This window comes from Hyphomicrobiaceae bacterium (assembly GCA_041397645.1).
Classification (GTDB): Bacteria; Pseudomonadota; Alphaproteobacteria; order Rhizobiales; family Hyphomicrobiaceae; genus Hyphomicrobium_B.
The window spans coordinates 1,545,261-1,570,242 of record JAWKWE010000004.1 but is presented as its reverse complement, the minus strand read 5'-3'; the positions used below and the strand labels follow the sequence as shown (position 1 = coordinate 1,570,242).

The 24,982-nt window shown below is 57.8% G+C and carries 21 protein-coding genes; 12 read left to right on the top strand and 9 right to left on the bottom strand.

The window, feature by feature from the left end; all coding sequences use genetic code 11:
• Positions 1-11 precede the first annotated feature (11 nt).
• The 5 genes from R3D51_07165 to R3D51_07145 all read right to left on the bottom strand — a co-directional run bounded on the left by R3D51_07165 (position 12) and on the right by R3D51_07145 (position 6,046).
• Entirely contained in the window at positions 12-1,622 is a 1,611-nt protein-coding gene (locus tag R3D51_07165; protein ID MEZ5899260.1) for an ATP-dependent DNA ligase, read from the bottom strand.
• A complete protein-coding gene (locus R3D51_07160) occupies positions 1,619-2,659 on the bottom strand; it encodes a ligase-associated DNA damage response exonuclease (GenBank protein MEZ5899259.1) in 1,041 nt (346 codons plus the stop codon). Before R3D51_07160 ends, R3D51_07165 begins: the two co-directional genes overlap by 4 nt.
• 140 nt (positions 2,660-2,799) lie before the next feature.
• Positions 2,800-3,759 (bottom strand): hypothetical protein, encoded by a 960-nt coding sequence (locus R3D51_07155; protein ID MEZ5899258.1) that lies wholly within the window; start codon positions 3,757-3,759, stop codon positions 2,800-2,802.
• 167 nt (positions 3,760-3,926) lie between these two features.
• Positions 3,927-5,744, bottom strand: a complete 1,818-nt coding sequence (locus R3D51_07150; GenBank protein ID MEZ5899257.1) for a hypothetical protein — start codon at positions 5,742-5,744, stop codon at positions 3,927-3,929.
• A 20-nt stretch (positions 5,745-5,764) separates the two neighbouring features.
• Positions 5,765-6,046, bottom strand: a complete 282-nt coding sequence (locus R3D51_07145; GenBank protein ID MEZ5899256.1) for a hypothetical protein — start codon at positions 6,044-6,046, stop codon at positions 5,765-5,767.
• Between the two features lie 627 nt (positions 6,047-6,673).
• Between R3D51_07145 and R3D51_07140 the strand changes: the two genes are divergently transcribed.
• The 10 genes from R3D51_07140 to R3D51_07095 all read left to right on the top strand — a co-directional run bounded on the left by R3D51_07140 (position 6,674) and on the right by R3D51_07095 (position 19,939).
• Positions 6,674-6,991, top strand: coding sequence for a DUF485 domain-containing protein (locus R3D51_07140; GenBank protein ID MEZ5899255.1), 318 nt, complete (start codon positions 6,674-6,676; stop codon positions 6,989-6,991).
• Positions 6,991-8,733 (top strand): cation acetate symporter, encoded by a 1,743-nt coding sequence (locus tag R3D51_07135; protein MEZ5899254.1) that lies wholly within the window; start codon positions 6,991-6,993, stop codon positions 8,731-8,733. The genes R3D51_07140 and R3D51_07135 overlap by 1 nt, the downstream gene beginning before the upstream one ends.
• Positions 8,734-8,908: 175 nt before the next feature.
• Positions 8,909-10,732 carry a DUF294 nucleotidyltransferase-like domain-containing protein gene (locus tag R3D51_07130; GenBank protein ID MEZ5899253.1) on the top strand — a complete coding sequence of 608 codons (1,824 nt, stop codon included), beginning with the start codon at positions 8,909-8,911 and terminating at the stop codon, positions 10,730-10,732.
• Between the two features lie 5 nt (positions 10,733-10,737).
• Positions 10,738-11,406, top strand: coding sequence for a 3'-5' exonuclease (locus R3D51_07125; protein ID MEZ5899252.1), 669 nt, complete (start codon positions 10,738-10,740; stop codon positions 11,404-11,406).
• A 241-nt stretch (positions 11,407-11,647) separates the two neighbouring features.
• Entirely contained in the window at positions 11,648-12,799 is a 1,152-nt protein-coding gene (locus tag R3D51_07120; protein MEZ5899251.1) for an efflux RND transporter periplasmic adaptor subunit, read from the top strand.
• Between the two features lie 23 nt (positions 12,800-12,822).
• Complete coding sequence (locus R3D51_07115) at positions 12,823-16,002, top strand: multidrug efflux RND transporter permease subunit (protein MEZ5899250.1); 3,180 nt, start codon at positions 12,823-12,825, stop codon at positions 16,000-16,002.
• Between the two features lie 108 nt (positions 16,003-16,110).
• The gene (locus R3D51_07110) at positions 16,111-16,815 is read left to right on the top strand and encodes a glutathione S-transferase family protein (protein MEZ5899249.1); all 705 of its coding nucleotides are present in this window, start codon (positions 16,111-16,113) and stop codon (positions 16,813-16,815) included.
• Positions 16,816-16,849: 34 nt separating this feature from the next.
• The gene (gene queG, locus R3D51_07105; GenBank protein MEZ5899248.1) at positions 16,850-17,989 is read left to right on the top strand and encodes a tRNA epoxyqueuosine(34) reductase QueG; all 1,140 of its coding nucleotides are present in this window, start codon (positions 16,850-16,852) and stop codon (positions 17,987-17,989) included.
• Positions 17,989-18,873 (top strand): SDR family oxidoreductase, encoded by an 885-nt coding sequence (locus R3D51_07100; GenBank protein ID MEZ5899247.1) that lies wholly within the window; start codon positions 17,989-17,991, stop codon positions 18,871-18,873. Before queG ends, R3D51_07100 begins: the two co-directional genes overlap by 1 nt.
• Positions 18,874-18,997: 124 nt before the next feature.
• On the top strand, positions 18,998-19,939 hold the full coding sequence (locus R3D51_07095) for a hypothetical protein (protein MEZ5899246.1): 942 nt from the start codon (positions 18,998-19,000) through the stop codon (positions 19,937-19,939).
• 23 nt (positions 19,940-19,962) lie between these two features.
• On the opposite strand, the gene R3D51_07090 is transcribed toward R3D51_07095, so the two are convergent.
• A complete protein-coding gene (locus tag R3D51_07090) occupies positions 19,963-20,742 on the bottom strand; it encodes an alpha/beta fold hydrolase (GenBank protein MEZ5899245.1) in 780 nt (259 codons plus the stop codon).
• A 64-nt stretch (positions 20,743-20,806) separates the two neighbouring features.
• Here R3D51_07090 and R3D51_07085 point away from each other — a divergent pair, with 64 nt between their 5' ends.
• Positions 20,807-21,991, top strand: coding sequence for a glycosyltransferase family 4 protein (locus R3D51_07085; protein MEZ5899244.1), 1,185 nt, complete (start codon positions 20,807-20,809; stop codon positions 21,989-21,991).
• A 3-nt stretch (positions 21,992-21,994) separates the two neighbouring features.
• On the opposite strand, the gene R3D51_07080 is transcribed toward R3D51_07085, so the two are convergent.
• On the bottom strand, positions 21,995-22,867 hold the full coding sequence (locus R3D51_07080; protein ID MEZ5899243.1) for a hypothetical protein: 873 nt from the start codon (positions 22,865-22,867) through the stop codon (positions 21,995-21,997).
• Position 22,868: 1 nt separating this feature from the next.
• Positions 22,869-23,615 carry a hypothetical protein gene (locus R3D51_07075; GenBank protein MEZ5899242.1) on the bottom strand — a complete coding sequence of 249 codons (747 nt, stop codon included), beginning with the start codon at positions 23,613-23,615 and terminating at the stop codon, positions 22,869-22,871.
• A gap of 333 nt (positions 23,616-23,948) precedes the next feature.
• Between R3D51_07075 and infC the strand changes: the two genes are divergently transcribed.
• Positions 23,949-24,479 (top strand): translation initiation factor IF-3, encoded by a 531-nt coding sequence (infC, locus tag R3D51_07070; protein MEZ5899241.1) that lies wholly within the window; start codon positions 23,949-23,951, stop codon positions 24,477-24,479.
• Positions 24,480-24,584: 105 nt separating this feature from the next.
• Here infC and R3D51_07065 read toward each other — a convergent pair whose 3' ends face one another.
• The gene (locus R3D51_07065; protein MEZ5899240.1) at positions 24,585-24,941 is read right to left on the bottom strand and encodes a cytochrome C; all 357 of its coding nucleotides are present in this window, start codon (positions 24,939-24,941) and stop codon (positions 24,585-24,587) included.
• Between the last annotated feature and the right edge of the window lie 41 nt (positions 24,942-24,982).

The following is a 24,982-nucleotide window of genomic DNA, read 5'->3' as shown; positions in this document are numbered from 1 at the left end:
TGAAATCGTCTCTAGCGTAGCTCTAGCGCAGCCTCGACGGGAAGCATCGCCTTCAGATCCGCCAGAGAATTTGCTTCCTCCGCAAGCTTGTCGCGCCGCCATCGCTTCATACGGGGAAAGCGGAGCGCAACACTGGATTTGTGACGCGAGCTCTCACGAATGCCCTCGAACGCTATCTCAAAAACGTGCTGAGGCCGCACCCGTCGCACTGGGCCGAACCTTTCCAGTGTATTGCGCCTTACCCAAGAGGTGATTTCTCGAAACTCGGCATCAGTCAGCCCTGAATAAGCTTTCGTGAAAGGCACGAGTTCGCCGGTTTCGTTCCACACGGCAAAGGTGAAGTCTGTATAGAGATTGGCGCGTCGCCCGTGGCCCGCTTCGGCGTATATAAGAACAGCATCGATAGTGAGGGGATCGACTTTCCACTTCCACCAGTCGCCCTTCCGCCGGCCAACGCGGTATGGGCTGTCGTTGCGCTTCAACATGAGCCCCTCACTGGAATTACGACGCGCGTTCTCACGTTCATCGGCCAATGTGCGCCAATCGCTGAACTGGATAAGCGGTGATAGTTTCACGCAAGCCCATTCTGGCAACTCCGATACGACATTACAAAGCGCCCGCCGGCGTTCCAGAAAGGGCTGCTGGCGTATATCAGCGCCCCGCCACTCCAACAGGTCATAGGCCACCATGGCAACAGGAGCATCACGCAGATGCTTGGCGCTAACCTTCTTGCGGCCGAGCCTCGTTTGAAGAGCGTTGAACGAAAGTGGAGCGCCGTCACGCCACGCGAGAATCTCGCCGTCAATCACGACGCCGTCGGCTAAATATGTCGCCGCATCTTTAAATTCCGGAAATACGTCCGTGACCAGTTCTTCGCCACGTGACCAGACGAAGGTTTCTCCTCCACGCACCACGACCTGCCCGCGAATCCCATCCCACTTGTACTCCGCCGACCACTCCGAGGGCTCCCCGAGAGCGGCAAGCTCTCCTTCCAACGGATAGGCAAGAAAGAAAGGGTACGGCTTCGAACGATCGCTTTGGGTGTCGGCTTTCGAGATGAGCTGCTCGAACGTGGTGGTAGCAGGTGTCCACTGCCCCATGATCCGATGGGCGAGTTCTGTTTCCGGCAATCCGGTCGCTTTTGCCAATGCGCGTGTCATCAGTTTTTGCGAAACACCGACACGGAAACTGCCTGTTATGAGCTTGTTAAACAGATATCTCTCAACACCTTGGAGCTGTTGCCAAGCCTCAACAATTCGCCGACGTCTGTCCGCAGGGTCGCTGAGCTGGAGCTGCTGAAGAACGCCAATCCAATATGCCAGCGGAAGGTTAGAACCCTCACCGTCCTGGGGCATCACCAGCGAAATCGTTTCGGCAAGATCGCCAACAACCGCATACGTTTCATCGACCAACCAAAGCGGAAGTTCCGCGACCTCGGCGGACCATTCGCGCAGTTGCGTCGACGTTACCGCACGGCGAGGGCGTCTCCCTGAAAGCAACGCAATAGCCCAAAGCTTGTCCTCATCGGAAGCATCGCTTAAGTAACATGCCAGCGCCTCGACCTTGCGGTTCGTACTGGCGGTTTGATCAAGTTGCGTGAACAGCTCAGCGAACCGCTTCATTGGCTCGTTTCCGTTGCCTCAAGTGATTCCGAATCACCCAACCCAGAAGCGTCACCATCGAGTTGTTCGCCACTGTACTCTGTATCGACGATGTACGCTTCAAACCCCCGCTCCTCAAGCCAACGCCGGAACGTATGCGTATAGCCATGTGTCACGAACACGCGCCGTGCACCAGTTGCATCGATGGCGCTATTGAGCTCCGGCCAGTCTACGTGATCACTCAAAATGAAGCCGCGGTCTGCCGAACGCCGACGACGGACGCCGCGCAGCGCCATCCAGCCAGACGCAAAAGCCGTCGAAACGTCGCCAAATTTGCGCAACCACGATGAGCCCAGCGCAGAGGGTGGTGCAATCACAAGTGCGCGCGCAAAGTCGCTCTTTGCCATGTCCGCCACAACGCGTGTCGTTGGCGGCAATTCAATGCCTTGCGCACGCAGCACACCATTGGTGGACTCGACAGCACCGTGTGTCAGAAGCGGGCCGATGGAAGTGTCGACGTTCGCGATCAGCCGTTGCGCTTTGCCAAGAGAATAGGCTCCTATTACCGAAACGCGGCCGGCCTGCGCGTTATTTGCCCACCATGAATTGATATCGGCCATTACGTCCGCCTGCGGTCGCCATTTAAACGCCGGCAAGCCGAAGGTGCATTCACTGATGAATGTATCGCACCGCAGCGGCTCAAAGGGCTCGCTAAGCCCATCGGGCACCGTCTTATAGTCACCCGACACCACCCAAACTTTGCCGCGATGTTCAAGTCGAACCTGTGCGGAACCTGGAATGTGTCCAGCCGGGTGGAGAGAAACGCAAACGCCATTTATTGTCCGCACCTCGCCGAATCCCACAGTATCGATATCGATTTCGCCAAGCCGGTACCGGATCACTGGCGCGGCGGTGGTCGTCGAAAGGTAATGTGCGTGTCCAGCCCGAGCATGGTCGGAATGACCATGCGTGATGACGGCCCGCTCAACGGGTTTCCAGGGGTCGATATAGATATCAGCGGCAGGGCAATAGATGCCCCGATCGGTGAACTCCAACACGGACGATCCTTTGCTCTGAAAACTTTGAGTTTTGATACCCAGAGTAATGTAGCAAAGCCCTATTGGTTCCGGCAGCGCCTGAACCAGCCTCGCTTGCTGAGCGCCTGCAAAAGTGGCCTCGTTGGTAGAGCTACGAGGTCTCAATACATCGGAAGCGCCAAGATTCCACCCGGACCAATCATCAAGCCCCAAATCTCGTCGGCGCCAACAGTGATAGTCTCCGGCGAGGCATTCAATCCGGGTGGCTTAACGTTCACCGCGTAAGATCCTGGTTTGATTTCCAAGGTTGGCCCGTCGGGGGCTTTGGCACCTTTTCCTGCTCCGACCTTGATCGTCTTCTTCGCAAACGAAATTTCGGCGTCCTTTTCCAGGATATTGCCTATCAGGATCCGAACTTGACCCGGCTTGGGCATCAAACCGGAAGCCTGCGCCTCCTTCTTCTTGCGCACCAGCAAAACTATAGACGTTGTGCCAGACTTTTCCGTCAACGTAAGGACAGCGGGCCCTTCAGGCGTCGCATATTGAACACGGGCTGAGCCTGAACTGTCCTTCGCCTCGTTTTGCATTTGCCAATCGGTGCGCTTGCCGAGTTCACGGCGATAAAATTCGAGCACGGACTGAAGTGGAGCCTCAACGTCTGCCAGGGCGCTGACGCGGAACATGGTCTTCTCGGACCCTTTGCTCGTGCTCTGTTTGGGGACGGGCAAACCAGCAGCCTCGTCCGGCTGCAATTGATCGACCGTAATTGATTTCTTTTCATCGTCCGCGGATGCACCCGCTTGCGCCTCTTCGCCATCAGACTTGGTTGCGGCGGCTTCGAACGCAGCACCTGTGCCGGTCACTTGCGTATGATCACCCATTTGCATGATGGTGAATTCGGCACTCGATCCCGATTTGTCAAACTGGAGAACGACCATGTTCGGCTTGTTGATCGGCGTTTTGCGCTCCATCCAGCCCTTTTCCTTCAAAGCCGAGCGGTAGAACGCCGCCACTCGCGCTACACTCGCCGAATTACTGAACTCAAGCTGCTCGCTGTCGAAACTTATGTCCTCACTACCCTGCGGCAACGGCACGGGGATAGCGGCGTCAACGCTTGTCATAGCGAGTTTCGGCTCTCGACAAGCTGGTGGCGTGCAAATTCCGCCGGACACGGTTTAAGTTCAAGTGAGTTCAGCAGTGCAATCAGAGGAGACCGGATCCCGTCGAAGCACCCGGTAAATGGCAGGTAAACGACCGCACCATCAGAAGTCAGCCCTTACCGGCCGGCTCATTGAGGCCGAGTCTCGATCACGATCGGACCCTCGATGAGCTGGGGCTTCAAAGGTTTCTTGGGCAGGATTAGCGGATTGTGCGACGGGAGAACTTCACCGGCCAGCGGTGCGCGCCACCCCCTCTTGCCGGGCACCTTGGCCAGCCCGACGGGATAGATAGTCAATCGGTCGGGCGCAAAACTCATGCGCAGGAAGTTCTTGTAGTTGGCAATGCCAAGGGCGCTGAATGCATCCATGTGCATACCGAACAACGCCGACGTGATGGCCCAATAGATACCCCACACCATACCACCCAGAATGCCGCCTAAAATGACGATCAAACTCGTATAGGTGGCAACGCCAATCACAATGGTCGATAGAGCGTTCTTTCCGTCCACGAGAGGCGAATATATGGCCAGGTTGAAGATCGTTGTGAGCACGAGCAACAGTGCCATATGCGCGAGGAAGTGCGCACTCCCCAACACCAGCTTGGCAAGACCGTTGACAATGCGCGACGACCATAATGCATCGACGTAGTGCACAAGCCCCGCCCACAACGCCACGACCATGATGAAGAATGCCGGATTCGCCAACATACCGAACAGCACACGTTTCGGGCTAACTGTCAAAAGCAGCGCTTCCCAAAACGTGCGCAACTCTCGCTTCATGTAGTCGCCGACCTGCTTGATCTGCTCGGCAGTCATTTCCTTGCCGTCCATTTTGGGCAAATTGGGCTTCTCTATATCTGCTGTCGGCAGCTTGAGACGGAAGCTTTCCAACATTTCGTCCACACGCTTGTAGGCGTCGGTCTGACACGCTGCGAGGGCCGCCGGATCTGCATCGACTTTCAGCTTGCCGAGACAATCAATGTCTGCACTCGCGTAGCGCGCTTGCCGTACCCCTTCGATCGGATCGGCGACCGATAGCTGAAAGACCCAACCGAAAACCATGTAGATCAAGCCAAGCAGAATGGCGAAACGCCAATTGTGGAAGGGAAGCCAAATGTTGCGCAATACAAGCAGTCGGCTCCTCCACCGTTCAGGGTAGAAATTTGGTGCCCGGAAATCCGTATCCTTCAAAATCTGTTTAAGGCTACCGTCCAGTTTGCCTTTCAGACGCGAGCGCGCCGAGACAGCGGAGACAGGCTTCTCGGTGAAATCGACATCATCGCTTGGCCCAACCGCCTCACGCTCCTCGCGGTTAAATGCGGGCCGGTCGCTACCATCGGAGACCCGCGCGGGTTTGTCAGTCTCGACCGCCCAATTGACCTTCATGCGCCGCCGCAACTGATGCGTTGCATGGGCGAAGGCGCCTCCCCCACCTGACGTAATCATGTGAACGCGGGCGTCGTCGGAATAGTAGCGGCTGTAATGGTGGAGATCACCAGCGAGCACGAGCGGTACGCTGGCCCCGCGAGAGCGAGCCAGCATCGTCATCTCATGCAAGCCGTCGATCTCTTTATTCACCCAGCCAGGCGCATGGGTGATGATGATCACATTGTCACCGGGCTTTGTACTCTCCGCCATGGTGTGAAAGTAATCGAGCTGGGCATCATCGATGGTATCGGTCAGCCCGAGATCAACGCCCCAAAGCCACCAGTTGTAGGGCATCTTGAGTGCGAAATAGCTGCGCCGCTGATGGCAGCGCCAGCCGCCGATTTGCTTGCCAAGTCCATGCGTATAGCGGTCGCGCGCGGTACAGAAGACGCTCGTGAAGGCTGTCAGTCCGTCATACCAGTCGTGATTGCCGGCAATGTAGAACAGTTGGCGTTTGGGAACGTCAGTTTGAAATGCCATGTCGTAAGGCATCAAGCAGCGGTCGGTGTATTCCTTCACCGTCGCAAATCGTTGGATTTTCAATGGCCGTTGCTAAACTTAGTTCGCAACAGACGACAGAGCATCATTAGAATGAGAGCGTTTAGGAGGGGCGCGGCGCCAGCCAGCCAAGGCCGCATCTCGTCTGCAAAACCATCGAGATACTGGTTCCACGGCAATCCCAAAGGGATCAGAAATACCGCCGAAAGGGGATCGCGCTCTTGCCCCAATAAACCGAAGGCTCCGATCGCAAACAGTGCCAGAGCCAAGACGTAGCTGATAAGAAAGACCCACACAACGACGCGGCATATTTTGGCGGCCATGCCGACTTGCCTATCCCCCAACCTTACTGCACGTCATCCCGGGTGGGTTACCAAAGCGGTGCCACCCCAAAGTGAACAGCAAAGAAACCTGCCAAAATCACAACGTGCACGATGGCCACAATGATCAAGTCATTCGCTGGACTTTCAGCGTTCCGCTCATAATCCAAGTTCATGCCGTTTTGCTCCACATTAGGTCCATACAGTGGCCCAGTGCTGGGACAGTAAAACAGTGAAATTGTCGACCAAATCACGCCGTGCTTCAAGCGCTATCGTCCCAAATCACGCTCAAGATCTGTACTCTCACGGTCCCATGTGCGTCGCAACAAACTTAATCTTATCGACGGGGCAGTGAGCCTGCTGAAGATTTGAACGTGTAGGGTCGGCTCGTTAATCCTTATCGCTTATCTGTGGGCACAAGTGCGCCGGGCTCACTTAGAAAAAAGTGGTTGGTATTTTGGGGTTGGGTCCAAAGACGGACCAACGGAAACTGGCGAAAGCATCCACCCTCAGCTATGGATCGTGTGTTGCGACAATAATAAGTCCGTCCGTTCGGCAAAACAGCCTGGACAACGGCGAAGAGACGGCAGCCCAAGACAACAATTTGGGCCGTTTGGGAGGAAGAAGCGCATGCAATCAGATAACGACGCTCTCATCGAGCGGGTCAAATCGGATCCGCAATTCCAAGAACTCATACACAAGCGTTCCAGGTTAGCTTGGATCCTATCGGTTCTTATGTTGCTGATCTATTTCGGCTTCATCCTGGCGATCGCCTTCGACAAGCAGCTGTTGGCAGAACCACTTTCAGGCGGAACGACGACGCTGGGCATTCCGGTCGGCGTGGGCGTGATCATCTCGGCATTCATTTTGACGGCCATATACGTCATCCGAGCCAACTCGGAATTTGACGACCTCACGAAGCAGATTGTCGAGAAGGTGAAGAAGTGATGCGCGCAAAATTGAATCACGTCGCTGCCGTCGCGGCAGCATTTCTATTCGCCCCCCTTGCAGCTTCGTCGGCCTTTGCGGACTCGGCTGAGTTCTCCGGACAGTCAGAAATCAATGTCTCCGCCATCGTGATGTTTCTCATCTTCGTGGCGGCGACCCTTGTCATTACCAAGTGGGCTGCCAGCCGCACCAAGTCGGCCGCTGACTTCTACGCGGCCGGCGGCGGCATCACCGGCTTCCAAAACGGATTGGCCATCGCTGGCGATTACATGTCGGCGGCATCCTTCCTCGGCATTTCGGGGCTCGTGTTTGCCAATGGCTACGATGGGTTGATCTACTCGGTCGGCTTCCTGGTCGGATGGCCGATCATCCTGTTCCTGATTGCTGAACGCTTGCGCAATCTCGGCAAATTTACATTTGCCGACGTGGCGGCCTTTCGCCTCGATCCAGCGCCCATTCGTATGCTCTCAGCGCTTGGAACACTGACGGTCGTATCGCTTTATCTGATTGCGCAGATGGTGGGTGCCGGTAAGCTCATCCAGCTGCTGTTCGGACTTGAGTACTGGCATGCAGTTGTCATCGTCGGGGCCTTGATGATCATCTACGTGGCCTTCGGCGGCATGGTGGCAACCACCTGGGTGCAGATCATCAAGGCGTGCTTGCTGCTTGGCGGCGCTACGTTCATGGCGGTGATGGTTCTTGCGCATTTCGGGTTCTCGCCGGAGGCGATGTTCACCAAAGCGGTAGAGCTTCATCCGAAAGCGATCGTAGACGGCAAGGCGGGTGCTAATCCAGCCGCAATCATGGGGCCTGGGACCTTCGTCAAGGATCCAATTTCAGCGATCTCGCTTGGCTTGGCACTTATGTTCGGCACTGCCGGACTCCCGCACATCCTGATGCGATTTTTCACAGTGGCCGACGCCAAGGCCGCACGTAAGTCCGTGCTCTATGCGACGGGGTTCATCGGATATTTCTACATCCTTACTTTCGTCATCGGCTTCGGCGCTATCACCTTCTTGTTGCAGAACCCTGAGTTCTTCAAACCCGGAGCCGTAGCCGCAGCCAACGGAAGCTACCTTCCGGCCGACATGCTCGGCGAAAACAACATGGCCGCCGTGCATCTATCGAAAGCAGTTGGAGGAAACCTGTTCTTCGGCTTCATTTCGGCCGTGGCGTTCGCGACTATCCTGGCGGTCGTGTCTGGCCTGACACTGTCGGGCGCATCCGCCGTCAGCCATGACCTGTATGCGTCGGTCATCGCGAAGGGTACGGCATCGGAAGACACCGAGGTGAGGATCTCCAAGTTTTCAGCATTGTTCATCGGCATCATTGCCATCGGTCTTGGCATTCTGTTCGAGAAGATCAACGTGGCATTCATGGTTGGTCTTGCGTTCGCCGTGGCGGCAAGCTGCAACTTCCCGGTTCTCCTGATGAGCACGTTGTGGAAAGGCACGACAACCAGAGGCGCCTTCATCGGCGGTCTTCTTGGTCTCATCACCGCAACCGTAATGTTGGTGCTCAGCCCCGGCGTCTGGGAGAAAGCCCTGGGGCATCCGGAAGGTTCGGCCCTGTTCCAGATTTCCAACCCGGCGTTGTTCTCCATGACCATCGCCTTTGTCGGTATCTGGCTGTTCTCAGTGCTGGACCGTAGCGCGCGCGGTGAAAAAGACCGGGCTGGCTACGAAGCTCAGTACATTCGCTCGGAAACGGGTATCGGCGCGACCGGCGCAGTATCCCACTGATCGCGGTCAAGGCGGCAACAACCGTCTGGTCCTAACAAACGCTATGGCGGCCGGTCTGCGAACAATCGCGGACCGGCCGTCCTGATATTGAGACCAAGCAAAACGCGTTGGAGCCGCTTGGGCCGACCGCAGCGCGCCCCGACGCGCCCTACACCGGCGAGGTGCACGACCCGACATGCCACAAGCCTTTGATGCCCAGAACCCACCCTTCGACCGGCTCACACACGCCGAGATTAGCGAACTCAGATCAGCCATAGACATCGGCTATTGGGGACCGGGAGAAACAATCGTGGAGCGCGGAGAGGCGTCGCAATTTCTCCATGTCATCATTAAGGGCTCCGTCGATGAGCGTGACGGCGACGAGGTTGAGCACGTCCTTCGCTCCAAAGACAGCTTCGACGCGCGCGCATTGGTCCACGGCGCTGCCGGCTCAACTTTTGTCGCTTCCGAGGAAACGCTCTGCTACCTCCTGCCTCGCGATGTCATTGTTCAGCTGATCCGAACCAACCCCGGCTTTGCCGCCTTCTTCTATGCTGAACTGTCGCGCAAGCTGACAGACTACACCGAGCAGCATGACGACGAGACCGGGGGCGTCAATCGCGTTCTGCGCGCCCGCGTAAAGGACACCCGGCTGCACGAAGCTATTTTCATCGCGGGCGACTCGACGATAACCGAGGCCGCCCGCATTATGGAAGAGCGCCACAACAACACGCTGTTCGTGAGGGACGGCACACGCACTGGCATAATCACGGGCACCAACCTGTCTAAAGCCGCCGTTCTCCATGCCATGCCGCTCGACACCAAGGTCCGCGACGTGGCGCATTTTGAGATCTTTTCCACCGATGCCGACGACTTCATCTTCGAAGCCCTCATCAAGATGACGCGCCATCGCGTGCGCCGCCTTGCCGTGGTCTCGCACGGCGATTTTGTGGGCACACTTGAGGACATCGACATTCTCGGGCTCGTGGCTGGCAACTCACAGCTCATTCCCGGACGCATCGACCGCGCGCGGACCATCGATGATCTCAAACTTCCTGCGCGCGACATCCAAGACCAAGTTGAGCGCCTCCACCGCCAAAAGGTCCAGGTTGAAGTCATTGCCGAGATCACCTCGGACCTTAATCGCGCATTGTTCGCAAAGATCTTCGACTTGATCGCACCTCCGTCGATCATGCAATCCGGCTGCCTGATCGTCATGGGCTCGGAGGGGCGCGGAGAACAGACCGTCCGCACCGATCAGGATAACGGCCTTCTCCTTTCGCAAGCCGTGCCTGAAGCTGATATGGAGCGCTTCCGTGCAGACTTCACGCAGGCGCTCGACGAGTTTGGCTTTCCGCCTTGCCCCGGCAATATCATGGTGCGCAATCCCGTCTGGTCTCAAACCATCGACGGCTTCATCCACCAGATCAGAAGCTGGGTGATGACACCAGACGAATATAGCGCCATGCACCTCGGCGTATTCTTTGATGCCGTCACCGTGACCGGACAGAGCGAGTTGCTCAAACGCGCTAAATACGAAATGGTCAGGCTCATGCAGGGCGAGAGCGCTTATCTGGCGCGCTTTGCAAAGGCCATCGATCAGTTCGAGGACGCCTCTGCTGGCTTACTATCCTCCATCATGGCCAGCGTCGGCGTCGGCTCTGATGCCATCCATATCAAGAAGTCCGGCACATTTCCCATTGTTCACGGGGTGCGCGTCATGGCCATCGAGAAAGGGATCTCTGCCACTTCGACGGCCGAGCGCCTCGCGCAACTCGCACGCACGGGAGCGTTGAGCCAAGAGCTTGCAGACGAGATGCACAGCGCGCTCAACTACTTCATGGAGATACGCCTGAAATCGCAACTTGAAGCAATGCGCACAGGCCGCCATGAAGAGGAAGCCATTGTGCGACTTGGCACCCTCTCCGCCGCAGAGCGCGATCTGCTGAGAGACTCCCTGAAGGTCGTCAAGCGGTTTAAGGAAATCCTTCGCACACACTATCATCTGGCCATGCTGTGAGTGCCATGCGCGAATTCGTACAACGCAGACTGAACCGGATGCGCCTTAAGGACAGCGCATATGCGTTTCTGTTCGAACCGCCACCGGACGATGAAGTCGTCTCCATAGACTGCGAAACGACAGGACTGAACACCCGCAAAGACGACATCGTTTCGATCGCCGCCATAAAGATCCGCGGCAATCATATCCTGACAAGTGAGGCGTTCTGCGTTACCGTAAAGCCAAACGCCAACCTTGATGCTGAGTCGATCAAGATCCATCAGATCCTGCGCTCTGACGTTGCTGACGAAGCGCGTATCGAAACCGTGTTGCCCGATTTGCTCAAGTTCATCGGCAGCCGTCCGCTTGTCGGCTACTGGATCGACTTCGACTTCAAGATGGTCAACAAGGACGTTCGCCGAATACTCGGCGTGGGATTGACCAACCCGCGCATAGACGTCAGTGACCTCTATTATGACCGAAAGTACTCCAAGGCTCCGCCAGGAACAAAGGTCGACCTGCGCTTCGCCGAAATACTGAGCGATCTCGATTTGCCGCCCCTTAAGGCCCACAATGCGTTCGACGACGCTTTGAGCACGGCGCAAATGTACGTCGTCCTGAAAGATTTGAAGGCTCGCGGCGTGTTCCTAAAGCGCGCACGATCATGGGATGCGCCGATGCCGCCGGTGGGGTGACAAACCTTACAAATCGGGAAAAAAGGAAATGCCGGACTCCTGCTGTCGCATGAGGCCAGAACCGCTGACACAGGGGAATTTGTGCACAATATGCGATGCTAAAGTACCGTTTTAGGCATTTGTGCTGGCGGGATGTTTTGATAGTGCTAGATTGTCGAACCATGAGATGCCCACATCTGCGCAAGGGGGGACCCAGCATGCGCGGAACTACCTGGGCTTCCTAATCTAAGAACCGGAAGACATGATGACACGCCCTGTCCTGATGCTGTTGGCCATCGGGTTTTTGCTCTGGCTGCCCATTGCCGAACTTCGTGCCCAATCCGCGCCGCCGGCAATTCCGGTCACGGTCGCGTCCCCGTTATCGAAGAAGATTTCGACATGGGATGAATTCTGGGGCCGCCTTGAGCCGGTTCAGCGCGTGGAAGTTCGCCCGCGCATTTCCGGCTTCATCGAACAGGTCCACTTCACGGACGGTACGATGGTGAAGGCGGGCGATCTGCTTTTCACCATCGACAAGCGTCCCTTCGAGATTGCGGTCGAGGCGGCCAAAGCTGAGGTTTCGCGCCAGGAAGCGCAGCTTGAGCTTGCACGCTCGGACGTCGAGCGCGCCGAGCCGCTCGCCAAAACGAAGGTGCTGAGCGAGCAGGTCTACGAGCAGAGAAAATCCTCGCTCAGTGTTGCCCAAGCGCAGATTGAGGCCGCTCGGGCGAACCTGAAGTCCGCACAGCTCAATCTGGAGTGGGCTGAAGTGCGCGCTCCGCTTTCGGGTCGCATCTCGGATCGCAAGGTCGATGCCGGAAACCTCGTGAACGGCGGCGTGAACTCCGCAACGCTTCTGGCTACGATCGTTTCACTCGATCCCATTCATTTTGTGTTCGACGTTTCGGAGGCTGACTATCTCCGCTATTCGCGGCTTTACCAGTCGGGCGAACGGTCATCGCGTGAAAACGGCATAAAAGTACGCCTGAAGCTCTCCGATGAAGACGACTATTCCCGCGAAGGCCGGATGGATTTTGTCGACAATACGCTGAACGAACGCTCAGCCACCGTCCGCGCGCGCGCCGTGTTCGATAACAAGGACGGCTTCCTCACGCCCGGCGTCTTTGGACGTCTGGCGCTGTTTGGCGGAGAAAGTCAGGCGTTGCTCATTCCCGACGCGGCCATCCTATCCGACCAGGCAAATAAGATCGTGCTGGCCGTAGACGCAGAGAATACCGTTGTGGCTATGCCCGTCGTGCTCGGTCAGATTGTCGACGGGTTACGGGTCGTCTCTTCGGGTCTCAAGGGAGACGAGCACATCATCATCCAAGGCGTCGCAAATCCGATGGTTCGTCCTGGCGCGAAAGTAGCGCCTGAAGACGGCACAATTACCGCTTCCGTCACTCCGCGCTGACGGATGAAGACAAGGCAAGACCGATGAAATTCTCGCACTACTTTATCCGGCGGCCCATCTTTGCGTCGGTCTTGTCGTTGATCATCACCATCGTGGGTCTGATATCGGCGAAGTTCCTGCCGATCTCGGAATACCCCGAGATCGCGCCGCCGACCGTGAACATTCGCGCCACGTATCCGGGCGCCTCCGCTCAAGTCATTGCTGAGACTGTAGCGACGCCGATCGAGCAGGAAGTGAACGGCGTCGATAACATGCTCTACATCGACAGCCAGTCGACCGGCGATGGCCAGCTCACCATCAACGTCGTATTCCGGCCCGGCACCAACGTCGATCAGGCACAGGTTCTTGTGCAGAATCGCATCTCGGTCGCCGAACCGCGCTTGCCGGAGGACGTCCGTCGTCTTGGCATTTCTGTGCGTAAGGCGTCTCCAGATTTGATGATCGTGGTGCACGTGCGCTCCCCTGACGGTTCGCGCGATCAGCAGTACATCTCCAACTATTCGACCCTTTACGTGAAGGACGTGCTCGGGCGCATCGACGGCGTAGGCAACGTTCTCGTGTTCGGTGCGCGCGACTATGCGATGCGGGTATGGCTCGATCCCGCCAAGGTCGCCGCACGCGGATTGACGGCAACGGAGGTTGTGCAAGCCCTGCGAGCTGCAAACCTTCAAGTCGCCGCGGGCGCCATAAATCAGCCGCCGGCTAAGTCGGACGCTGCATACACTCTCTCGGTCAAGACGCTTGGGCGACTGTCCACGCCTGAGCAGTTTCAGAACGTAGTCATCCGTAGCGAGCCGGGAGGCCAGTTCATCCGCCTCAAGGATGTCGCTCGGGTCGAATTGGGCGCGCAGGACTATACCGTTAACTCGCTCATGGACGGCAAGCCCGCGACCTCTCTTGTCATCTTTCAGCGGCCCAGTTCGAACGCCCTGTCGACGGCGGACGCCATCAAAGCCAAGATGGAGGAGTTGAAGAAAGACTTCCCCGCGGGGGTCGACTACGACATCATCTATAATCCAACGGACTTCATCCGCTTCTCGATCGAAGCCGTCCTGCACACGCTGGCCGAGGCGATCCTGCTCGTCGTCTGCGTGGTCATCCTCTTCCTGCAGACTTGGCGCGCCGCACTCATACCTATTCTGGCGATCCCGGTATCGTTGATCGGAACATTCACGATCATGGGTGCTGCTGGGATAAACTTTAATACTCTCTCATTGTTCGGACTGGTGCTAGCGATCGGTATCGTGGTCGATGACGCGATCGTCGTCGTCGAAAATGTCGAACGTTATCTGGCGCGCGGCATGTCGCCCGTCGAGGCCGCTCACAAGACCATGGACGAGGTCGGCGGCGCGTTGATCGCGATCTCCCTGGTGCTTATGGGCGTGTTCCTGCCAACGGCCTTCATCACCGGCCTGCAGGGAACATTCTACAAGCAGTTCGCCATCACGATCGCCGCGTCTACTGCGATTTCAGCTTTCGTGTCCCTCACCTTGTCTCCGGCTATGGCCGCCGTACTGCTCAAGCCGCACAAGGAGGGCGAGGAGCACCACAGCATCGGCTGGTATCTATTTGCGCCCGTGCGCTGGTTCTTCGCCGGCTTCAACTGGTTCTTCGACAAGTTGTCGGCAGGGTACGCTTGGCTGACGAGCAAGCTCATCCGCATCAGTATTGTGCTCCTCGCCGTCTATGCTGGCCTTCTGTATCTGACCAAGCAGGAGCTCGACACGACTCCGACGGGTCTCATTCCCCAGCTCGACCGCGCGTACCTCATTACGGTATTTCAGCTTCCTCCCGGATCGACGCTGCAGCGTACCGACGCCGTGGTGCGTCGCGCCTCCGACATGCTTGCTTCCCGACCCGGCGTTGCGCATACGGTCGCTTTCGTCGGGTTTGACGGCGCAACGCGCGTGAACTCGCCGAACGCAGGCGTGGTGTTCGTCGTGCTCGACGACTTCCAAAAGCGGGTGGCCACCGGACTCTCCAAGGACGCCATCCTCGCGGACCTGCGGAAAACGATGGCAGGGTTGCGCGATACGTTCGCATTCGTGCTCGAACCGCCCTCAGTCCCCGGCATCGGAACCGGCGGCGGTCTCAAAGGCTGGGTGCAGGATCGCACCGGTCGAGGGTTGCCGGCTCTTGAACAAGCAGCTTGGACCGTTGCGGGGCCACTCGGCCATACCCCAGGTTTTGCTCAGGCGTTCACCCTCTTCAACGTGCGCACGCCCGAAGTTTATGCCGACATCGACCGCACCAAGGCCGAGCAGCTCGGCGTGCCCATCACGCGCGTATTCGAAACGCTTTCGACCTACATGGGCTCTACGTTCGTGAACGACTTTAATCTGCTCGGCAGGACGTTCCGCGTCACGGCGCAAGCAGATAACCCATACCGTCTCACTTTACGCGATGTCGCCAATCTGAAGACCCGCAACAACACAGGCGATATGGTGCCTATCGGTTCGATCGCCACGTTCCATGATACCACCGGCGCCTATCGTGTGCCGCGCTTCAACCTCTATCCCGCGGCGGAGGTGCAGGTGCAGTTGGCGCGCGGGTACTCGACCGGAAAGGCCATGGCAGAGGTCGAAAAGCTCGTGGAAACCAAACTTCCGGCCGGCTTCGGCTTCGAATGGACCGAGATCGCGTTGCAGCAGAAGCTTGCCGGAAATACTTCCGCCGTTGCGTTCGGGCTGGCTGTGCTGTTCGTGTTCCTGTTGCTTGCCGCACTTTACGAGAGCTGGACCTTGCCGCTGGCGGTCATCCTGATCGTGCCGATGTGCATCTACGCCGCCATGCTGGGCGTCAACTTCCGGGGCCTGGATCGCAATATCCTCGTCGATGTCGGCCTGGTCGTTCTTGTTGGTCTGGCCGCCAAGAACGCCATTTTGATTGTGGAGTTCGCCAAGCAGGCCGAAGATCGTGGCCTCAACCGCTACGATGCCGCTGTCGAAGCTGCGCGCACCCGGCTGCGCCCAATCCTTATGACGTCATTGGCGTTTATCCTTGGCGTGTTGCCGCTGGCCTACGCGACGGGCGCGGGCGCAGAAATGCGCCAGTCGCTCGGAACGGCCGTTTTCTCCGGCATGATCGGCGTGACGCTGTTTGGCTTGATCTTCACACCCGTGTTCTTCGTGCTGGTGCGCGGTCTGGGCAAAAAGAAAAAGGCTACGGCGCCAGCCGAAGCCAGCATCTCGCCTGCTGAGTAAGTTTGCACACGACGGGCCAGCCTATCCTTGATGCGGGCCCATGGGCCACCATCAAAGGGTGCGAATCACGGCATAGGTCTCGGGTCTTGATCCCGTGGAGCCTCCGTTTTGACGACCTACCGGTTGACCCAGTATCGCCTGTGCCCCAAATCTCGCGGCATTCGTCTTGCCATGGGCGAATTGGGACTTGAGGCGGAACTTTTTGAGGAACAGCCCTGGCAATACCGGCCTCACTTCTTGGGCAAGAACCCAGCCGGAGAACTGCCTGTTCTTGAGTTGTCGAACGCACTAACGCTGTGCGGGGCCTATGCCATTTCCGAGTACCTGAGCGAAAACGCGGCATCCTCTCCCCAGTCTGGCCGCCGGACAGAGTCGCTGTTTCCGGGCAACGTAGAAGAGCGCGCAGAGGTCCGCCGCTTGGTCGATTGGTTCAACGGCAAGCTGGACCGGGAGGTAACCCGCGAGCTGCTGATCGAAAAGGTTTATCAGCGTCTGCACCCAACCAACCCGCAGTCGCCGGACGCCGACATCCTGCGTGCTGCGCGCGTTAACTTGCGTTATCACCTTTCCTACGTCAGCTATTTGAGCGAAACGCGGCGCTGGCTCGCAGGCGATCAGATGAGCTTTGCAGATCTGTCCGCCGCCGCCCATATTTCGGTGATCGACTTTCTGGGTGAGGTGCCATGGTCGGAATATCCGGCATCCAAGCTCTGGTATGCGCGCATGAAATCGCGCCCCGCGTTCCGTCCACTGCTGGCCGATCGCGTACCCGGGGTCGTGCCGCCCGCCAGTTACGCCGATCTGGACTTCTGATGCGTCGCCGCGCCTGCTGGAGCGCGCAAGTCCTATGACCACAGCCGATAGCCGAGCACTTCTCGACTTCATACGTGATCGTGCGCGATCACTTGGTCTCGACGCGCTCGGCATTACGACACCTGATGCCATAGAAGACGCCGCTCCGCGCCTCATGCATTTTCTTGAGGAAGGCCGCCACGGCGACATGAACTGGATGGCCGATACCGCAGAGCGGCGCGCCGCTCCTTCGCTGCTTTGGCCGGAAGCGCAATCCGCCATCATGATTGGTCAGAGCTATGCACCTAGAACAAATCCGCTCGACGCGCTGCAAGACCCATCTCAGGGCATCATATCCGTCTACGCCAAGGGCAAGGACTATCACGACGTCCTCAAGGCTAAGATCCGAACGCTCGCAAGCGAAATCGCGCGCGCAGGCAGCTGGGACGTAAAAATTTTCGTCGACACCGCGCCGCTGATGGAGAAGCCGCTTGCGGCCGCGGCAGGGCTGGGATGGCAGGGAAAGCACACGAACCTCGTATCGCGCGAGCATGGATCGTGGCTGTTTCTCGGAGCAATCCTCACCACCGCACCTTTGCCAGCCGACACCGCCGAGGTTGACCATTGCGGCTCCTGTCGGCGGTGTCTCGACGCCTGTCCGACCAAAGCGTTTCCGGCACCCTACCAGCTCGACGCGCGCAAGTGCCTCGCCTACCTGTCGATAGAACACAAAGGCCATATCCCGCGCGATTACCGCGAAGCCATGGCCAATCGCGTTTTCGGCTGCGACGACTGTCTTGCCGTATGCCCATGGAACAAATTTGCACACGCCTCGCGAGAAGCGAAGTATGCGGCGCGCGCCGAGACCGACAACCCGCCCCTCGCTGACCTCCTTGCCCTTGACGATGCGGCGTTTCGCGCGCGGTTCGCGGGAACGCCCGTCAAACGCACGGGACGTGATCGCATTGTCCGCAACGCTCTGATTGCTGCGGGCAACAGCGCCAACACTACATATCTGACCGCCATTATCGAGTTGCTGAATGATACATCTGCGTTGGTACGCGCCATGGCGGTCTGGGCGTTGCAGCGGCTTGCTGATCCCAGCGAATTTGCAGCTCTGAAAGTCCGTCGCCTCGCTTTGGAAACCGACGCGACCGTGCGTGACGAATGGAACTTCACGGAGGCAGAGCAATAATGAGTCATCTGTTTTGCTTCGGACTTGGCTACAGCGCTCAGCGCATCGCAGCCCGCCTGGCATCGCGCGGTTGGAAGATTTCCGGCACCACGACGTCACAAGACAGGATCGCAACACTTAAGAGCGCGGGATATTCTGCTGTCCTATTCGACGGCGAGAACCCGAGTTCTGAAGTTGCTGACCTGCTCTCCACTGCTAGCCATATTCTCTTGTCCATTCCGCCTGGGGCAAACGGCGATCCCGCGCTCATCCATCACGGCGCAGACATTGCGGCGTCAAAAAGCGTCGAATGGATCGGTTACTTCTCCACCGTCGGCGTTTACGGCGATGCGGCGGGTGGCTGGGTCAGCGAAGATAACGAAGCACGTCCAAAATCCGACCGCGGGAAACGCCGCCTTGCCGCGGAGCAAAGCTGGCAGGCCTTGGGCCAGTTGAGCGGCAAGCGCGTCGACGTTTTCCGGCTTCCTGGAATCTACGGTCCCGGCCGCAGCGCCATTGAGGATGTGCTTGGAGGAACCGCCCGGCGGCTCGTCAAGCCGGGGCAGGTATTCAACCGCATCCATGTCGAGGACATTGCAGGCGCCGTGATTGCGGCGATCGATAAGACGTCGGCGTCCGGGCAGATCTATAACGTCACCGATGACGAACCGGGCCCACCACAAGACGTCGTAGTTTACGCCGCCACTTTGCTCGGGCGGACTCCGCCCCCCGAGATCGATTTCGATACGGCCGACCTGTCTCCCATGGCGCGCAGTTTTTATAGCGAAAGCAAACGCGTATCGAATGCGCGTATGAAACGCGATCTACTCCCACGACTTGCTTATCCCACGTATCGCGAAGGTTTGGCGGCGATCGCAACCCAGCGCGGCGCGGCAAAAAAATAGCGATTTTAGCAAGGCGACCGTCTTTCAGCCCGAATGATGCGCAATCTGAGGCTTGCTGGCGGGGCCAGGATGCCGGCGTATGCTTGTTAGAAGTCATCTGCAGCGACGACATCAGAGTGCGATTATGCGGTTTATGTTTTTCCTCCCGGCACTGGCGGCGTTGAGTGCCGCGCCGAGCGCGCTCCACGCGCAAGCAATCGATCCGGCCCATGCGCTAGCTCAGAAATTTGCTATCGAGAGCCAGCCCGACATTCAAAAGCGCGCATCCAAGGCAAAGCCAGCCCCTATCAAAAGCGCGGTAAACTCACAAGCTGCAAGAAGCTCGCAAAATGCTCCGCCCCCCAGCGCCGAATATGAGCAGGAGATGCTTGCCGCCGCCCGCGCCGAGGCAGAGGCGCGGGCGCAAGCAGCCAAGGTCGAACCGGCGTTGGTCGTGACGACTGAGCCCAGAGCTGCAACCCCGGTTGCTGCGCCGATGCAAATCAAAATCGAAGCGAAGATCAAAGCGCCTTATGTCGGGATCCGCACCGCGGAAGCACAGAGCGCGAAGCCCGCCTCACCTGCAAAATCAGATGGCCGCGCGACGGTCCTGCTGGTCCTCTCTCATACGCCGGAACAGCCCAGCTCGGTGCCCAGAACTTTCGACCCGATCCTGTGTGTGAAGTCCGAATGCTACATTTCCACGGGCCCCAATTCGGACGCCCGCCCTGTGCCAGAGTCACAAGCTCTTAGCACGAAGAACGCCATCACATCAGGTGCCGACGCTTGCGCGGGCAAGAGCCAATGCACCTTCCGTGGCATTGAGATCTCCGCAAACACCCAATTGGAAATCGTGGATTTGGGCCTCGTGCGTCACGACCGGAGGCGTGCGCTCAACGCAAAGATCGATCAAAGCTGCCGTCTCGTCGAAGGCGATCTCACGTGCGACCATCCTTTGACTGCACCGGATTATCGAGTTTGGATCGTGCCGGAAGACGTTGCCAAGAGTGCCGGCCCAGAAGAGCTGGAAGCTGCTCTTGACGATGAGCTCCCAGAACCCGACATCGCGCTCGATACCGACAAATAGTGCGTGGCAACCCGTTTCTTCGCTTACAGAAGACGCTCGATCTCCCGGTAGAGTCGATCAAGATCCTGTGGCCGCGACAAGCGATGCTCTGCGTCGCCAATCTCGATCAAACATACGTCGCCTCCCGTGAGAAAGCTCAATAGCTCACGGGTATGCTCGACCGGAACGTCCGCATCAAGCACGCCTTGTATAATGGCAACTGGACAACCTGGATCGAAAGGCGAACGAGCGAGCAGATTCTTTCGGCCATCCTCGATCAGATCGCGCGTGATGGTATAAGGCGCGTCATAGGTCGACGGACGAAGATGAAATCCTTGTGTGATGATCTCGTCGCGAACCTGCTGGGGAAACCGCTTCCACATCAGCTCTTCCGTCATATCCCAGGCGGGTGCGATCAAAACCAGCCCCTTGATACGCGCGGCGGTCTGCGGATCCTGCTCGCGAAGCGACTTCAGCAGGAGGAGCGCAATGTACCCGCCCATGCTGGAGCCGATAATGATCTGCGGACCCTGCGTCACCCGAGTAAAGACAGCGCGCGCTTCTTCCAACCAGCGACCTATCGTGCCTCGCTTGAAATCACCGCCCGAGCGACCATGACCCGAAAAATCGAAACGCGTGTATCCCAGGCCATGCTTGGCCGCAAATTGAACGAGCGCGGTCGCCTTCATGGAGCCCATGTCCGACATGAACCCCGATAGCCAAAACAGACTGGGAGCCTGCGCTTTGGCGGGTTTATCGCTTAAGTACGCGATTGCGCGCGCGACGGGACCTTCTCCCACGATCAAAGTTTGCGGATTGTCCATCTCAGCCTTATAGAACCCGAGCCGGCCGCCAGAAATTGGGCCACAGTGTTATGAAGGACCGACAATGCCCGAGCGCCTGACTGTATTGCAAGTCATTCCACGCATGCGCGCAGGTGGCGCGGAGCTGGGCTGCCTTCAGGTTGCGGAAGCGCTCGTCAAGAACGGGCATCGTGCACTTGTTGCGTCCCAGGGTGGACGCCTGGCCGACCGTCTCGCTGAGTTTGGCGCCGAACACATCACGTTGCCGCTCGCGACCAAGAATCCATTAGGCATTCTGTCGAACGCGCACAAGCTTGCCGACATTATCCGGCGAGAGAAGGTCGACATCATTCATGCGCGTAGCCGCGCTCCTGCGTGGAGCGCGCTTTGGGCCGCGCGTAAGACCAATATCGCTTTCGTCACGACATATCATTCCGAATATTCGGAAAAGAATCGAGTCAAGAACTGGTACAACAGCGTCATGGCGCGCAGCGATACCGTGATCGCCGTTTCGGACTACATGGCGCATCTCATCCGAACCCGGTACGCGACGCCCGAGGAGCGAATTGCCGTCATTCACCGCGCGTTCGATCCAGATCGCTTCGATCTCGACTCCTTGACGCAGGAACGACTGGACGAGGTCAGGCGGTCACTTGGTATCAAGAAAGGTGATCGGGTATTGATGCTTGCGGGCCGCATCACACCGCGCAAGGCGCAGCAATATCTGGTCGAAGCACTCGGTCTCCTCGCAGCACGTGGACAAAGCGATATTGTTGCGGTCCTCGCAGGCGAGATCGAGAAGCCTGAATTCAAGACCAAGCTCGAAACCGAAGCCGAACGCCTTGGCGTTCGAGAGTGGCTGCGATTTCCAGGGCACGTTGGCGACATGCCCGCCGCCTATAGGATCAGCGACATCTCGCTCAACATTTCTGAGCAGGAGGGGCTTCCGCGTGTGGCGATCGAATCTCAAGCCATGGGCGTTCCGCTCATCGTCTCCGATACAGGACCGGGCCGTGAAGTCGCGTTGACTGCACCGGATGTTGCACCTGATGCCGCGTCCGGCCTGCGTGTGCCGTATGCCAACTCAAAGGCACTGGCAGACGCAATCGAGAAAATGCTTTCGTGGAGTAGCGACGAGCGTGAGGCCTGCGGGAAACGCGGCAGCGACCATGTACGCGCGCGTTTTACGCTTGAGCAACTGACCAGCAAGACACTTGCCGTTTACGAGCGTGTTTTGGCGCGCAGGCGCCACGGAAAGACAGCCGCTTGACCGTCAATAGCCTCTGTACCCAATCCGCCGGTGGGTGAACAACCCAGGCGCGACGGCAATCTTCCACGGCTGCTTGCGCCACCAGGAGCCGTTCAGCTCAATCTCGATGTTCTTGTAACCATTGGTCTGGCGACGCCCGCTGACGCTGAGGGATCGGGCGATGATTTTGTCCAGAAAGAACTTGCGATCGATCATAATGGATTGGTTCGTCCATGGAATAACGGCTGTCGGCAAGAGATAGAAGCCACCCTCCACGGCATGCACATCGCTTGGGAACCGAGCCTCAGGCTTGCTGTCGACATAAACCGACGTTCCGATGAGGCGACGCGCCTTGTAAGGACGCATTGCTCTCAATACCACTGACAGCACACGGCTTTGTAATGAGACTTCGGGCCGCGGATAGTAGCGTTTGTACTTTCTCGTGGCTTCAAAGTTTTCACCGGGTTCACGGCGCGACCTCAACCGGATCACCTGAGCACGTCCACTTTGAAGAAGCATCCGCGCCAGAGTAATCTGCGATGTCGCTTCCTCGACAGTCTCGATCAGCGGACAATCATTCTCCAGCATAAGCACAAATGTGCTCGACATACTCGACGCGAGCCCCCGAAATCCCTCCATGATGCCCTTGTTGTCGGGCAGACCGTGAGCTTCAAAACCAAATTCGGCCGCAAGCGCACGACCTTCGTGCGTGATTTCCGGAAAGAAGACAACGTGCTCGTTGAAGAGTTCCAAGAAACCAGGCTGGCGTAGCGATACCAACGTTGCCCGGAGCGTTTCATAGCCGTGCCAAGACAAAATTCCGATGCCTAAAGAAGCCGCTCCAGCGAAACTTTCGCCACCACCATGCAAGATGCCGTTGGCGAGATCGCTACGCATCTTATCTCCAATGTTCAGCGATCCAAGGGGTTGGCCTAACGTGCTTGTAGAACTTCTGTCGCAAGGTGCGTCCGGGCCATGCGCCAATCAGCGCATCGTCCGGATCGGGCTTTCCGGTGAACGCTACGATGCGCGCGTCGGGTGTGAGTTGCGCCACCTTGAAGAAGTTCAAAGGCCAGGGTGGGAGAAGCGAGTGCTTGAAACTGACGCACCAAGCCTTGGGCCAGAGCAACATCTCATCTATGGAGTCCGAGATGTACTGCTGCTCGATACGCCACTTCGAGAGGATCGCTTCCGGATTGGTGACGAAGTCATCGAAGATATGTTTGTATCGACCCACGGGAAACCTGAAGGCAGATGTGTTGCCAACACGCTTGCCCGGCTGGGTCCAATTATCGATGGCGACGTACTTACCCGGCTCGAAGTCAAAGAAATCGTCAAGCCCACCCGTAATCACCAGATCGACGTCCAGGAACAAGACATCTCCTTCGAGACCGGCAAGCGGATATTGCCACACAGACAGCTTCCGCCATGGCGTCCAGGCGACGCGGTCGGGGATCTTGATCGGAGGCAGAGGGTGTAGCTCTATGGCGTGCGCTTCAGCCTCGACCCCAGCGACGTTATCGGTGAAGCAGATAAACCGTGTCGGACGCCTTGTGCTGCGCCTCACCATCGAGGCAAGGCGGTTAACGAACTCGGGCCCGTACCGTGTTCCCCACTTCATGCAGATAATTGTCTGAGGCGTCATTCTGTTTGGATTCCGCTCACCTAATTCCGCCCATTGCCGTCGCTCTTTCCCATACCGGCCCCTTCCGCACTTTCAAAGACGATTTCCCTGGTACCGACATTTACGTCAATGATCCGGCCAAATGGGCCTTAAAGTCGGCGACAAAGACACGCAAGCTTACGAAAGTAGGCTGATTTCAGCCTTACAGGCGCAGCTGGACCTTGACTTGTCCCCAAAGGTTCCCGATCTTCTGCCCCGGCAGATACACCCTCCGGTTTAGCCATGCATTTCTGGCACGGTGGCAAGCAGCCGTTACATTGAAACAGCGATAGGAGAAACACCATCCGAAAGCCAATGCGCCCCGAGCCTCAGAGCCGGGAACAATCCGGGCCCCGCATTAATGACCAGATTCGCGCCCGTGAAGTTCGATTAATCGATGAAACCGGCCAGAATGTCGGCGTGGTTGCCAAGTTTGACGCCCTCGCCCGCGCCGAAGCCGCCGGCCTCGATCTTGTCGAGGTGTCGCCCGACGCAGAGCCGCCCGTCTGCAAAATCCTCGACTTTGGCAAGTTCAAATATCAAGAACAGAAGAAGGCTGCCGAAGCGCGTAAGAACCAGAAGATCGTCGAAATCAAAGAGATCAAGATGCGTCCCGGCATCGACGATCACGACTATGACGTGAAGATGCGTGCGATAAGGCGGTTCTTCGAAGATGGAGACAAGGTGAAGATCACCCTTCGTTTCCGCGGCCGCGAAGTGGCGCACTCCCAACTCGGCATGGAAGTCCTTCAGCGGGTTAAAGCCGACACCGAAACTCTGGCAAAAGTCGAAAGCGAACCGCGCTTCGAGGGCCGACAGATGGTGATGGTACTCGCGCCGCGCTGATTACCCAGTTGCCGGGCAACAGCTTTGCGAAATGCGAACATGAGAAAGCCGCGGGGCCGAGCCACGCGGCTTTGCACTTTTAAACCTTTAAACTCGGCTGATGCGCTATTGGATGGGGTCTTTGGGTGAGAGGCTCTGCAGATACGCAATGATGTCGCCGCGCTGCCCCGAATCCAGACTTAGGTCCGGCATGTCATGATGCGCAGCCTGAAGCCACTGATCCACTTCGCGCACCGTGACAAGCTGCGTTTTGGCAATAACCACGAAAGGTGGAGCCTTCAGGTTGGGAGAGGGTTTATCATTCTTATCGACGTTGTGACAGCCTGCACACTTAAGTTTCGCAATGCCCTTGCCGGCAAGAGCACTGCCGGGCGGCGGCTTCGGCGCGTCAGCATGGGCCATCGAAGCGAAACCCAACACGGTAGCCAGCATAACTGCAACTCTCGTATGAGATTTGGTCATCCAGCCGCCTCCTCACCAACCACTCTAAAAGGCTAATGCTA